The 15,278-nt window shown below is 75.4% G+C and carries 1 protein-coding gene; it reads left to right on the top strand.

All coding sequences use genetic code 11. From position 1 onward, the window contains the following. Positions 1 to 2 precede the first annotated feature (2 nt). Positions 3 to 15,251, top strand: coding sequence for a type I polyketide synthase (locus PZB75_RS02090; RefSeq protein WP_275533560.1), 15,249 nt, complete (start codon positions 3 to 5; stop codon positions 15,249 to 15,251). The last annotated feature ends 27 nt before the right edge of the window (positions 15,252 to 15,278 follow it).

The raw sequence follows: 15,278 nt of genomic DNA, 5'->3' as shown, positions 1-15,278 counted from the left end.
AGATGTCGGACGACCAGAAGCTACTGGAATACCTCAGGCGGGCCACCGCCGATCTCGGCCAGGCCAGGCGGCAGCTGCGCGAGCAGGAGGACGCCCGGCACGAGCCGATCGCCATCGTCTCGATGACCTGCCGGTTCCCCGGTGGCGCCAACTCACCTGAACAGCTCTGGACCTTGCTGGCCGACGGCACCGACGCGGTCTCCCAGTGGCCGACCGACCGGGGCTGGGACGTCGCCGCGCTCTACGACCCCGATCCCGACCGGCAGGGCACCTCCTACACCCGTCACGGCGGATTCCTGCACGACGCGGGGGAGTTCGACGCCGGCTTCTTCGGGATCTCACCCCGTGAGGCGCTGGCCATGGACCCGCAGCAGCGGCTGCTGCTGGAGGCGTCCTGGGAGACCGCCGAGCGGGCCGGCATCGCCCCCGGCGACCTGCGCTCCACCGACACCGGGGTCTTCGTCGGCGCCATGGTCAACGGCTACGGCACCGGGTCGCTCAACCTCCCCGAGGTGCAGGGGCTTTTGCACACCGGTACCGCGAGCAGCGTGATATCGGGACGGATCTCCTACTTCCTCGGCCTGGAGGGCCCGGCGGTGACGGTGGACACCGCCTGCTCGTCCTCCCTGGTCGCCACCCACCTCGCCGTGCGCTCGCTGCGGTCGGGGGAGAGCTCGCTGGCCCTGGCCGGCGGGGTCTGTGTGATGCCGGACCCCGATCCCTTCGTGGCGTTCAGCCGGCAGCGGGCCCTCTCCGCGGACGGCCGCTGCAAGGCGTTCGCCGCGTCCGCCGACGGCACCGGCTGGTCCGAGGGGGTCGGGATGCTGCTCCTGGAGCGGCTGTCGGACGCCCGGCGCAACGGCCATCCGGTGCTCGCGCTGGTACGCGGCTCGGCGGTCAACCAGGACGGTGCGAGCAACGGTCTGACCGCGCCCAACGGCCCCTCCCAGCAACGCGTGATCCGGGCGGCGCTCGCCGACGCCCGGCTGTCCCCGCAGGACGTCGACGCGGTCGAGGCGCACGGCACGGGCACCACCCTGGGCGACCCGATCGAGGCCCAGGCACTCCTCGCCACCTACGGTCAACGCCGCCGGGAAGGGCGGCCGTTGTGGCTCGGGTCGCTCAAGTCGAACATCGGGCACACCTCCCCGGCGGCCGGCGTCGGCGGCGTGATCAAGATGGTCCTGGCGCTGCGCAACGGGCTGCTGCCGAAGACCCTGCACGTCGACGAACCCACCACTCAGGTGGACTGGTCGGCCGGTACGGTACGGCTCCTCACCGAGGCGCGGCCCTGGGACAGCGACCCGGAACGCCTCCGTCGCGGCGGGATCTCCGCCTTCGGGGTCAGCGGTACCAACGCGCATCTGCTGCTCGAAGAGGCTCCACCGCGGACCACCGCCACCGAGGAACCGGACCAACCTCCCCACGACCGACTGCCGTTGGTGCCCTGGGTGGTGTCCGGGCGCGACGAGGCGGCACTGGCCGCGCAGGCCCGGCGGCTCCTCGACCGCCTCACCGACGACGACCGCGGGCCGGCTGACGATCCCGGGCCGGCTGACGACCGCGCCGGGAGCCTCCCGCTCGGCCGGGCCGGGATCGGCGCCGTCGGCCGGGCCCTGGCCACCACCAGGTCACCGTTCGAGCACCGCGCCGCCGTCGTCGCGGGCGACCGCGACGCCTTCACCGAGGGACTGCGGGCCCTGGCCGAGGGCCGGGACGCCCCGCACCTGGTCCGGGGCGTCACCGGCCCGGCGGGCCGCACCGTCTTCGTCTTCCCCGGGCAGGGCTCCCAGTGGCCCGGTATGGCACTCGAACTCCTCGACGCATCCACGGTGTTCGCGGAACGCATGGCCGCCTGCGAGCGGGCCCTCGCCCCGTACACCGACTGGTCGCCGACCGAAGTGCTGCGCGCCGCACCGGGCGCCCCCGCCCTCGACCGGGTGGACATCGTCCAGCCCACGCTGTTCGCCGTCATGGTCTCGCTCGCGGCCCTGTGGCGCTCCGCGGGGGTCGAACCCGACGCCGTGCTCGGCCACTCCCAGGGAGAGATCGCCGCGGCCTGCGTGGCGGGCGCGCTGACCCTGGAGGACGCCGCCAAGGTCGTCGCACTCCGCAGCCAGGCGCTCGGCGCGCTCGCCGGACGCGGCGGCATGGCCTCCGTACCCCTGCCGGAGGCGGAACTGACGGCGCGGCTGGAACGCTGGGACGGACGGCTCTGCGTCGCCGCCGTCAACGGCCCCGCCAGCACCGTGCTGTCCGGGGACCCCGAGGCGATCGACGGCATCGTCGGTGAACTGCTCGCCGAGGACGTACGGGCCCGCAGGGTCCCCGTCGACTACGCCTCGCACTCCGGCCATGTGGAGGAGATCCGCGAACAACTGCTGGAATCGCTGGCCGGGATCACCCCGCGCCCCGCCGACGTACCGTTCTTCTCCACCGTCGACCCGGGCCGGCTGGACACCACCGGGCTGGACGCCGACTACTGGTACCGCAATCTGCGCCGGACCGTGCGCTTCGACGAGGCCACCCGGGCCCTGCTCGACCAGGGCTACCGGTTCTTCGTCGAGGTCAGCGCCCATCCGGTGCTCACCATGGGCGTCGCGCAGTGCGCCGAGGCCGCGGGGACCGACGCCACCGTCGTCGGCACCCTGCGCCGGGACCGGGGCGGCCCGGACCGGTTCCTGCTGTCACTCGCCGAGGCCCAGACCGGCGGACTCGTCCCGGACTGGGACAAGCTGTTCGCCGGGCACCCGGCGCAGCCCGTCGAACTGCCCACGTACGCCTTCCAACGGCGCCGCTACTGGCTGGAGCGGCCCTCCGACGGCGACGGACGGGCCGGTGCGGGCGGCGCGGACCCCGCCGAGGCCGCCTTCTGGGAATCGGTGACCGACCAGGACCTCCCCGCGCTCACCGAGACCCTGGGGGTCGGGCCGCAGGACCCGCTCAGCGCCGTGCTGCCCGCGCTGGCTCGCTGGCGGGAGCGGCGCGGCGAGCGGGCGACCGTGGACTCCTGGCGGTACCGGATCGCCTGGAACCCGCTCACCGACCGCGCCGGGGCCGCCCTCACCGGCACCTGGCTCGTGGTGCTGCCCCAGGACCCGGACGACGAGGCGAGGGCCGACGCCTGCGTCCAGGCGCTGACTGAGGCCGGCGCCGACACCGTCCGGCTCGTCCTCGCAGGACCGGACACCGACCGGGCCGCACTCGCCGCCCGGCTGGCCGATACGCACGACGGGCCGGCCGGCCCGGTCACCGGCGTGCTCTCGCTGCTCCCGCTCGACGAACGGCCGCATCCCCGGCACCCCGGCCTCACCGTCGGGGCCGCCCTCAGCCTCGTCCTGGTGCAGGCCCTGGGCGACGCCGGACTCGCCGCCCCGCAGTGGTGGGCGACCCGGGGAGCCGTCTCCGTCGGCGACACCGACCCGCTGACCAGCCCCGCACAGCACCTGCTCTGGGGGCTGGGCCGGGTGGCCGCCCTGGAACACCCCGACCGCTGGGGCGGTCTCGTCGACCTGCCCGAGACCCTGGACGCCCGAGGCCGCGCCCGGCTCCGCCACGCCCTGGCGGGCGGGTACGCCGAGGACCAGATCGCACTGCGCGACACCGGCGCCCACGGCCGCCGACTGGTCCGCGCACCGCTGGGCGACGCGGCGGGCGCCCGGACCTGGCGTCCGCGCGACACCGTGCTGATCACCGGCGGCACCGGAGGAGTGGCCGCGCACCTCGCGCGCCGTCTCGCCCGGAGCGGCGCCGAACACCTGGTGCTGCTCAGCCGGAGTGGCCCCGACGCGCCCGGCGTCACCGCGCTGACCGAGGAACTGGCCGCGTTCGGCACCCGTACCACCGTGGCCTCCTGCGACGTCACCGACCGGCAGGCGCTCACCGAACTGGTGGCCGGGCTGGAAGCGGCCGGCGACCGGATCGGAACCGTCCTGCACGCCGCGGGCGCCGGGGCCCTCGTACCCCTGCCGGACACCGACGTCGACGAGTTCGCCGCGACCCTGCACGCCAAGGTCGCCGGGGCCGCCAACCTCGACGCCGTCTTCGGCCGCGACGGGCTGGACGCCTTCGTGCTGTTCTCGTCGATCTCCGCCGTCTGGGGCAGCGCCGACCACGGCGCCTACGCGTCCGCCAACGCCTACCTCGACGCCCTCGCCGAGAACCGCCGCTCCCGGGGGCTGGCGGCGACCTCCGTGGTGTGGGGGATCTGGGACCCGCGCGACGGCGGCGGGATGGCCGCCAACCTGGTGGAGGAACAACTCGCCGGACGCGGAATCCCGTTCATGTCCCCCGAGGTGGCCCTCACCGCCTTCCAGCAGGTCATGGACCACGACGAGACGGTCGTCCTGGTCACGGCGGTGGACTGGGACAGGTTCGCCCCGGTGTTCACCTCCGCCCGGCCCAGCCCGCTCATCGGCGACCTCCCGGAGGTACGGCGGGCGCTGGACGCCGAGGCCGCCCCCGGCCAGGACGACCGGGCCTCCTCCACGCTGCGCGACCGGCTGCTCGCACTGACCGCACCCGACCGGGACCGGCTCCTCGTGGACCTCGTCCGGGACCGGGCCGCCGCCGTGCTCGGCCACGACTCCCCGGACGCCGTCGCCCCCGACCGCGCCTTCCGGGACCTCGGCTTCGACTCGCTGACCGCCGTCGAGATGCGCAACCGGCTCAACACCGCCACCGGCCTCCGGCTCCCGGTCACCGTGCTCTTCGACTACGCGTCGGCCACCCTGATGGCCCGTCATCTGCGCCGCGAACTGCTCGGCGAGGAGACCGCGGCCCCGGCCCCGGCACCCGCCCCCGCCGCGCCGGCCGCCCCCGACGACCCGATCGCCATCGTCGCCATGAGCTGCCGCTACCCCGGAGGTGTGCGCACCCCCGACGATCTGTGGCAGCTCGTCGCCGAGGGCCGGGACGTGATCTCCGCGCTCCCCGGCGACCGGGGCTGGGACCTGGACCGCCTCTACGACGCCGACCCGGACCGGCCCGGCACCAGCTACACCACCGAGGGCGGATTCCTTTACGAGGCAGGGGAGTTCGACCCCGGCTTCTTCGGGATCTCACCGCGCGAGGCACTGGCCATGGACCCCCAGCAGCGGCTGCTCCTGGAGACCTCCTGGGAGGCCCTGGAACGGGCCGGCATCGCCCCCGCCTCGCTGAGCGGCGACAGGGTCGCGGTCTTCGCGGGCGCCGCCTACCAGGGGTACGGCGACTTGCGCGACGTACCGGAGGAGGTGGAGGGACACCTCATCGCCGGCATCTCCACCAGCGTGCTCTCCGGCCGGATCGCCTACACCCTCGGCCTGGAGGGCCCGGCCGTCACCGTGGACACCGCCTGCTCCTCCTCACTGGTCGCGGTCCACCTCGCGGCCCAGGCGCTGCGCGCCGGCGAGTGCACCCTCGCGCTCGCGGGCGGCGTCACGGTGATGGGCACCCCCCTGTCGTTCACCGGGTTCAGCAGACAGCGCGGCCTGGCCGCCGACGGCCGCTGCAAATCGTTCGCCGCCTCCGCCGACGGCTTCGGCATGGCCGAGGGCGCGGGCCTGCTGCTCCTGGAGCGGCTGTCCGACGCCCGGCGCAACGGGCACCCGGTGCTCGCGCTGGTACGCGGCTCGGCGGTCAACCAGGACGGCGCGAGCAACGGGCTCACCGCGCCCAGCGGCCTGGCCCAGCAGCGGGTCATCCGGGCCGCGCTGACCGCCGCGGGACTCACCCCCGCCGACGTGGACGCGGTGGAGGGACACGGCACCGGCACCCGGCTCGGCGACCCCATCGAGGCCGACGCGCTGCTCGCCACCTACGGCAGGGAGCGGCCGGCCGACGGCCGCCCGCTGCTGCTCGGCTCGCTGAAGTCCAACATCGGGCACAGCCAGGCAGCCGCCGGGGTCGCCGGGATCATCAAGATGGTGCAGGCCATGCGGCACGGACTGCTGCCCAGGACACTGCACGTGGACGAGCCCACCCCGAACGTCGACTGGTCGGCGGGCGGAGTCGCCCTGCTCACCGAGGACCGGCCCTGGGAACGTGACGGTCACCCCCGCCGGGCCGGGGTCTCCTCCTTCGGACTGAGCGGCACCAACGCGCACGTCATCGTGGAACAGGCCCCCGCCGAGGACGCCGGCACATCGGCCGGTGACGAGAGCGCCGGGACACCCGCCGGTGCCGAGGACGCCGGCACACCGGCCCCCGCCGAGGTCGCCGGGGCACCCGCCGATGCCGAGAGCGCCGGGACACCCACCGATGCCGAGGACGCCTGGACACCCGCCGACGCGGAGGCCGAGGACCGCACACCCGGCCACGGCCGACCGGTCCCCTGGACGCTGTCCGGCCGCACCCCAGAGGCGCTGCGCGCCCAGGCCGCGCGGCTGCGCGACCACCTCGCCGGGCACCCGGAGGCCACCCCCGCGCGGGTCGGCCACGCGCTGGCGACCACCCGCACCGCGTTCGAGCACCGCGCCGTGGTCGTCGGCGCCGAACGCGACGGCCTGCTGCGGGGACTGACCGCCCTGGCCGACGGCCGGTCCGACCCGGCGCTCGTCCAGGGCGTGACGGGCCCCGCCCACCGCACCGTCCTCGTCTTCCCCGGCCAGGGCACCCAGTGGGCCGGGATGGCGCGGCAACTCCTGGACACCGAGCCGGTCTTCGCGGACCGGATCGCCGCCTGCGCGGACGCGCTGGCCCCGCACGTCGACTGGTCGCTGTCCGACGTCCTGCGCGACACCCCGGACGCCCCCTCCATGGACCGCGTCGACGTGGTGCAGCCGGTGCTCTTCGCGGTGATGGTGTCGCTGGCCGAGCTGTGGCGCTCGTACGGAGTCGTACCCGCCGCGGTGATCGGGCACAGCCAGGGAGAGATCGCCGCGGCCTGTGTCGCGGGGGCGCTCTCGCTCCCGGACGCGGCCCGCGTGGTCGCGCTGCGCAGCCGGGCGCTCGGCGCGCTGGTGGGCCGGGGCGGCATGCTGTTCGTCGCCGCACCGGCCGCCGACGTCACCGGCCGGCTGGAGCCCTGGGGCGACCGGCTGGGCCTCGCCGCCGTGAACGGACCGGCCTCGGTGACCGTGTCCGGCGACCCGTCGGCCCTGGCGGAACTCGGCGAACGGCTCGCCGACGCGGGCATCCTCAACTGGCCCATCCCCGGGGTCGACTTCGCCGGGCACTCCGCCCAGGTGGACGACATCCGCCAGGAACTGCTCGATGTGCTGGCCGATGTGACGCCCCGTCGCACCGACGTCGCGTTCTACTCGACGGTGACCGGGACCGCGCTGGACACCACCGGGCTGGACGCCGACTACTGGTACCGCAATCTGCGGCGGCCCGTGGAGTTCCACCGGGCCGTCCACGCGCTGCTGGCCGACGGCCACACCGTGTTCGTCGAGTCCAGTCCGCACCCCGTGCTGGGCGTCTGGCTCCAGGAGAGCGCCGAGGCTGCGGGCGTCCCGAGCTGTGTCACCGGCACCCTGCGCACCGACGACGGCGGCCGGGACCGGTTCCTGGCCTCGCTGGCAGCCCTGCACGTCCACGGCCACCCGGTCGACTGGCGGGCCGTGTTCGGGAGCGGGAACGCCCGCCCGCTGGAACTGCCCACCTACGCGTTCCAGCGGCAGCGGTACTGGCTGGAGCCCGCGCCCGGCACCGGCCCGGCCGACGGCCGGCACACCGAACCCGCCGACGCCCCGTTCTGGGAGGCGGTCGAACGCCAGGACCTCACCGCCGTCGCCGGGGCGCTCCGGATGACGGACGAGAGCGGGCGGGACTCGCTCGGCGAGGTGCTGCCCGCACTCGCGCACTGGCGCCGGGACAGCCACGACCGCTCCACCGTGGACACCTGGCGCTACCGGGTCACCTGGAAGCCGCTGCCCACCACCGGACCGGCGCCCGCCCTCACCGGCACCTGGTGGCTCGTGGTGCCCGGCCCGGCCGGTCAGGACCCGGCCGTGGAGGCGTGCCTGCGGGCCCTCGACCGGCACGGCGCGACCGCCGTCCGCATCGACGTCGACGACCCCGACCGGACGGCGCTCGCCGCGCTGCTCCGCACCCGGTCGGCATCCGATGCCCCCGACGGGGTGCTGTCCCTGACCGCCCTCGCCGACGGGCCGGAGCGGGACGGACCGCACGGCGAGGGGCCCGCGCCGTCCGCCGGGCTGACGCTCACCACCGCCCTCGTCCAGGCCCTCGGCGACGCCGGGGTCGGCGCCCCCCTGTGGTGCGCGACCCGGGGCGCGGTGTCCGTGGGGCGCTCCGACGCCGTCACCGCGCTCGCCCAGTCCATGGTCTGGGGACTCGGCGGCGTGGCGGGCGTCGAGTACCCCGAACGCTGGGCCGGTCTCGTGGACCTGCCCCAGGAGTTCGACGACCGGGCGCTGGTCCGGCTGGCCGGCGTCCTCGCCGGCTCCGACGGGGAGGACCAGCTCGCGGTCCGCGCCTCCGGTGTGTTCGGCCGGCGGCTGGTACGCGCCGGGCGCGGCGCCGGTGCACCCGGCCGCGCGTGGACCCCGTCCGGCACGGTGCTGATCACCGGCGGCACCGGTGCGCTCGGCGCCCACGTCGCCCGTCGGCTGGCCGAGGTCGGCGGCGCGCATCTGCTGCTCACCGGCCGTCGCGGCCCCGACGCACCCGGCGCGACCGCGCTCGCCGCCGAACTCACCGCATTGGGGGCCGACTTCACCATCGCCGCCTGTGACGCCGCGGACCGGGACGCGCTGGCCGCGCTGCTCGACTCCGTACCGGCGGACCGCCCGCTGCGGGCCGTCGTGCACTGCGCGGGCGTCCTGGACGACGGGGTCGTCGACACGCTCACCCCGGAGCGGGCGGCGGGCGTGCTCCGCCCCAAGGCGGACGCCGCGCTCCACCTGGACGCGCTCACCCGGGACCTCGACCTGAGCGCGTTCGTACTGTTCTCCTCGCTGGCCGGCACCCTCGGCGGTACCGGGCAGGGCAGTTACGCCGCGGCGAACGCCTTCCTGGACGCCCTCGCCGAGCGGCGCCGCTCCCTCGGACTGCCCGCCACCTCGGTCGCCTGGGGGCTGTGGGGCGGCGACAGCGCCGCCTCCGCCGAGGGCGACCGGCTGATCCGCAACGGTCTGCCCGCCATGGCGCCCGAACGGGCGATCACCGCACTCCAGGGGGCCCTGGACCACGACGAGACCCGGCTGGTGGTCTGCGACGTCGACTGGGACCGCTTCACCCGGGCGTTCACCGCCCTGCGGCCGAGCGCCGCGCTGCGCGAACTGCCCGAGGCCCGCGACGTCCTGGCCGCCGTGCGGGGCGAGGGCGACCCGGCCGACGCGGCCCGGTCCCTGGCCCGCCGGCTGGCCGGGCTCTCCGGGCCCGACCGGGACCGCGAACTCCTCGACCTGGTCCGTACCGAGGTCGCGGACGTGCTCGGCCACCCCGACCTCGGGGCCATCGACCCGGACCGGGCGTTCAAGGACATCGGGTTCGACTCGCTGACCGCCGTCGACCTGCGCAACCGGCTCTCCGCGACCACCGGACTGCGGCTGTCGGTGACCCTGGTCTTCGACCATCCCACCGTCGCCGCCCTCACCGCCCATCTGCGCGCCGAACTCCGCACCGTCACCGAGCCGTTCGCGACCACCACCGAAGCCCCCCTCGCGTCCCCGGCCGCCGCGCCACCGGCCGGGGACGACCGGGCCGCCGACGACCCGATCGCCATCGTGGCGATGAGCTGCCGCTTCCCCGGCGAGGTGCGCAGTCCCGAGGACCTGTGGCGGCTGATGATCTCCGGCACCGACGCCATCTCGCCGTTCCCCACCGGACGGGGCTGGGACCTCGACGGCCTGTACGACCCCGATCCGGCCCGGATCGGCAAGACCTACGCCCGCGAGGGCGGCTTCCTGCACGACGCGGACCACTTCGACCCGGCCTTCTTCGGCATCTCGCCGCGCGAGGCGCTGTCGGTCGACCCGCAGCAGCGACTCCTCCTGGAGACCTCCTGGGAGGCCGTCGAACGGGCCGGGATCGACCCGCTGACGCTGAAGGGCAGCCGCTCCGGCGTCTTCATCGGCTCCAGCTACCGCGACTACGGGTCCCGGGTCCAGGAACCCTCGGAGGAACTGGAGGGATACCTCGGCATCGGCAGCGCGGGCAGCGTGGCCTCCGGCCGCATCTCGTACACCTTCGGCCTGGAGGGCCCGGCGGTCACCGTCGACACCGCCTGCTCCTCGTCCCTGGTCGCGATGCACATGGCGGCCCAGGCGCTGCGGTCGGGGGAGTGCACGCTCGCCCTGGCCGGCGGGGTGACGGTGATGTCGACGCCCTCGGCGTTCGTCGAGTTCAGCAGGCAGCGCGGCCTCGCCGAGGACGGCCGCTGCAAACCGTTCGCCGCCGCGGCCGACGGCACCGCCTGGGCCGAAGGGGCCGGTGTGGTCCTGCTGGAGCGGCTGTCGGACGCCCGCCGCAACGGGCATCCGGTGCTCGCGCTGGTACGGGGCTCCGCCGTCAACCAGGACGGCGCGAGCAACGGCCTGACCGCCCCCAACGGTCCGTCCCAGCAACGGGTGATCCGGCAGGCGCTGGCCGGGGCCGGACTCACCTGCGCGGACATCGACGCGGTGGAGGCGCACGGCACCGGCACCCGGCTCGGCGACCCGATCGAGGCCCAGGCGCTCCTCGCCACCTACGGCCAGGACCGCCCGCCCGGCCGCCCGCTGCTGCTGGGCTCGCTGAAGTCCAACATCGGACACAGCCAGGCCGCCGCGGGCATCGCCGGAGTCATCAAGATGGTGCTGGCGATGCGCCACGGAGTGCTCCCCAGGACCCTGCACATCGACGCGCCCACCCCGTTCGTCGACTGGTCGGCCGGAGCGGTGGAACTCCTCACCGAGGACACCCCGTGGCCGGTCGGCGCGCACCCGCGCCGCGCCGCGGTGTCCTCCTTCGGCGTCAGCGGCACCAACGCCCACACCATCCTGGAACACGTACCGGACGAGCCCGCCCCGGCCGCCGGACCGCTCACCGAGGACGGCGACGCCGTGCCGTGGCTGCTGTCGGCGAGGAGCGCGGACGCGCTCCGGGACCAGGCCGGGCGACTGCTCGAACTGCTCACCGCCGCACCGGAGTCGCGGCCCGCCGAGGTCGGTCACGCCCTGGCGACCACCCGGTCCGCCTTCGAACACCGCGCCGCGGTCGTCGGCGCGGACCGCGCCGCGCTGCTCGACGGGGTCCGGGCACTGGCCTCGGGCGGCGCGGCCCCCGGCGTGCTGCGCGGCGTCGCGGCGAGCGCCGGGAACGCCGGACGGGCCACCGGCAAGACCGCCTTCCTCTTCGCCGGACAGGGCAGCCAGCGCCCCGGCATGGGCGCCGGACTCTACGCCCGCCACCCGGTGTTCGCGGACGCCTTCGACGAGGTCTGCGCCGATCTGGACCCGCTCCTCGAACTCCCGCTGCGCGACGTGATGTTCGCCCCCGCCGGATCGGAGAGGTCCGCCCTCCTGGACCGTACGGAGTTCACCCAGCCCGCCCTGTACGCCATCGAGGTGGCCCTGTTCCGGCTGGTCGAACGGTGGGGGGTCCGGCCGGACCTGCTGCTGGGGCACTCCATCGGTGAACTGGCCGCCGCGCGGGTGGCGGGGGTGCTGTCATCGGCCGACGCCGCCACACTGGTCGCCGCCCGGGGGCGGCTGATGTCGGAACTGCCCGCCGGCGGGGCCATGGTGGCGCTGTCCGGCGGCGAGAGCGACATCGCACCGCTGCTCGCGGACCTCGGCGACCGGGTCGCCGTCGCCGCGGTCAACGGCCCCGCGACGACGGTCGTGTCCGGCGACGAGGACGCGGTGACGGAATTGGCCGCCCGCTGGAAGTCCGGCGGCGGCAGGGCGAAACGACTGCCGGTCAGCCACGCCTTCCACTCGTCGCACATGGACGGCATGCTGACGGAGTTCCGCCGGGTGGCACGGACGCTCGACTTCCGTCCGCCGGCCGTCCCGCTGGTCTCCGACACGACCGGCGAGCTGGTGAGCGCCGAGCTGATCTGCTCCCCGGACCACTGGGTCGACCACGTCCGCCGCGCGGTGCGCTTCCACGACGGCATCCGCACCCTGGTCGCCGAGGGCGCCACCACCTTCCTCGAACTGGGCCCCGACGGCTCCCTGACCACCCTGGGCCGGGACTGCCTGCCCGACACCGACGGCGCACCGGGTGACCCGGACGCTCTGGTACCGATGCTGCGCAAGGACCGGCCCGAGCCCCACGCCGTCACCGCCGCCCTCGCCCGACTGCACGTACGCGGCGTCCCGGTGGACTGGCCGGCGGTCTTCACCGCACTCGGCGGAACCCCCCGGGAGAAACCCCCGACCGACCGCGGCTCCGACGCGCCGACCGGCCACGCCGACGCTCCGCCGGCTCCTGTCCGCCCGCGTCCCGTGGAGCTTCCGACGTACCCCTTCCAGCGCGAGCGGTACTGGCTGGAGGCCACCGCCCCCACCGCAGGCATCGGTTCCGCCGGACTGCTGGCAGCCGACCACCCGCTGCTGGGCGCCGCCGTCGAACTCGCCGACAGCGACGGGTTCCTGTTCACCACCCGGCTCTCCGTGCGCAGCCACCCCTGGCTGGCCGACCACGGGGTGTTCGGCACCGCGCTGTTCCCCGCCACCGCGTTCCTCGAACTCGCGGTGAGGGCCGGCGACCAGGTCGGCCGCGACCGGGTGGAGGAACTGATCCTCGAAGCCCCGCTGGTCCTTCCCCCACAGGGCGCCGTCGTGCTGCAACTGACGGTGGGCGCGCCGGACGGGACCGGCGGCCGACCGCTGAGCGTCCACTCCCGGGCCGAGGACGCGCCCGCCGACGAACCGTGGACCCGGCACGCGGGCGGCCTGCTCACCGCCGGGCCCCCGCCCGCCGCGGAGGACACCCCGGCGGCCTGGCCGCCGCCCGGCGCGGTCCCCGTCGACATCGAGGGGCTGTACGAGCGGTTCGCGTCCGGTGGTTTCGCGTACGGCCCGGTGTTCCAGGGGCTGCGCGCGGTCTGGCGGCTCGGCGACGAGGTGTACGCGGAGGCCGCTCTGCCGCCCGGACAGCGGGCCGACGCCGCCGCGTTCGGCCTGCACCCGGCCCTGCTGGACAGCGCCCTGCACTCGCTGATCTTCGGAGTGCTCCAGGACACCACGCGGGGATGGCTGCCGTTCTCCTGGAACGGCGCCGGGCTGCACGCCACCGGCGCCCACACCCTGCGGCTGCGGCTCGCACCGGCCGGTCAGGACGCCGTGTCGGTGCTGGCCACCGACACCTCCGGCAGGCCGGTGCTCACCGTGGACTCCCTGGTGCTGCGACCGGTGTCCCCGGAGCGGCTGAGCAGCGCCCGCACCGGCCGGCACGAGGAACTGTTCCACGTCGAGTGGCCGGTCCTGCCCGACCGCCCGGCCACCGCCGCGGCGCCGCCCACCGGATGGGCGGTCATCGGTGCCGAGTCCGCCGACTGGGCCGCGCACGGCATCACCCGGTCGGCACCCGACCTCGCCGCCCTCCTGAGGGAGGACGCGGACGGCACCCCGCTGCCCGGCACCGTCCTCGCACCGCTCACCCCCGGTACACAAGGAGCCGGGAGCGCCGACGCCGTGCGACGGACCACCGAGGACACCCTCGCGCTGGTACGGGAATGGCTCGACGGAGACCGCTTCGCGGGCCGCAGGCTCGTCGTGCTGACCCGGGGAGCCGTACCGCTCACCCCGGACGACGACGTACCGGACCTCGCGCACGCCGCCGCCGCGGGCCTGGTGCGCTCCGCGCAGACCGAGAACCCCGACCGGTTCGTCCTGGCCGACCTGGACGACACGGACGCCTCCCGGGCCGCCCTGCGCGCGGCCGTGGAATCCGGCGAACCACAACTCGCCCTGCGCGACGGCCGGGCCCACATGGCGCGGCTGGCCCGGGTCCCGCTGACCGAACGGCCCCGCGTCCCCGACTGGTCCCGCCCGGGGACCGTCCTGATCACCGGCGGCACCGGAGCCATCGGCGGCCATGTCGCCCGTCATCTGGTGGCGGAGCACGGGGTGCGGAGGCTGGTGCTGACCGGTCGTCGGGGTCCTGGTGCGGTGGGTGCGGCGGAGTTGCGGGACGAGCTGGTGGCGGCGGGTGCCGAGGTGGAGGTGGTGGCCTGTGACGTGGCCGACCGCGACGCCCTGGCCGCACTGCTCGCCGAGGTACCGCCGGAACACCCGCTGACCGCCGTGGTGCACGCGGCGGGCGAGCTGGCCGACGGCGTCGTCGACGCCATGACGTCGGCACAACTCCAGCGGGTGCTGCGCCCCAAGGTCGACGCCGCACTCCATCTGCACGAACTCACCAAGCACCTCGACCTGTCGGCGTTCGTCGTGTTCTCCTCGATCGCCGGGGTGTTCGGCGGGATGGGCCAGGGCAACTACGCCGCGGCGAACGCCTTCCTCGACGCGCTGGCACACCACCGCAGGGCCACCGGTCTCCCGGCCTCCGCACTGGCCTGGGGCCTCTGGGCCAACCGGAGCGGGATGAGCGGAGGGCTCGACGAGGCCGACTTCCGGCGCATCGCCCGGGGCGGCATCGTCGCCTTCTCTCCCGACGAGGGCGTGGCACTCTTCGACACCGCCGTCGCCGCCGACCGGCCCGCCGTCATGCCGCTGCGCCTCGACCTCAAGGCACTGCGCGGTCAGGCCGGCGCCGCGGGCCCACCGGCGCTGCTGAAGGGCCTGGTCAGGGCGCCCGCCCGACGCGGCGCCGCCTCGGCGGACGCGGGCCCCGACGCCGTCGAGGCGCTGCGCCGCGGTCTGGCCGGTCTCTCCGGCGCCCGGCGCCACCGGGCCCTGCTCGACCTCGTACGCGACCACGCGGCGACCGTGCTCGGCTTCGGTGATCCCGGCGCGGTGGACGCCGAACGGGGCCTGCTGGAACTCGGTTTCGACTCGCTCACCGCGGTCGAACTGCGCAACCGGCTCGGCGCCGCCACCGGTCTGCGGCTGCCCGCCACACTGCTCTTCGACCACCCCACGTCGGCCGCCATCGCCCGCCACCTCGGCGAGGAGATCGCCCCGGACCTCTGCGCCGCCCGCACCCCGGCCGGACTCGCCGAACTGGGCGCTCTGGAAACGGCGTTGAGCGGCGGCGAGGCGAGCCCGGAAGTCCTCGCCAGGCTCCAGGAACTGCTGGCCAGGGCCCGCCCGGACTCGGGTGCCCCCGCCGACGACCGGGTGGAGGAGCGGATGGGCGTCGCCAGCGACGACGAGCTGTTCGCCTTCATCGACAACGAACTCGGCCAGTCATGACGGGCCCGGCCGCACATCCTCGGACTC

Source organism: Streptomyces sp. AM 4-1-1 (genome assembly GCF_029167625.1).
Classification (GTDB): domain Bacteria; phylum Actinomycetota; class Actinomycetes; order Streptomycetales; family Streptomycetaceae; genus Streptomyces.
Note: the sequence above shows the minus strand (reverse complement) of the source record. Positions and strands in the feature narration are given on the sequence as shown.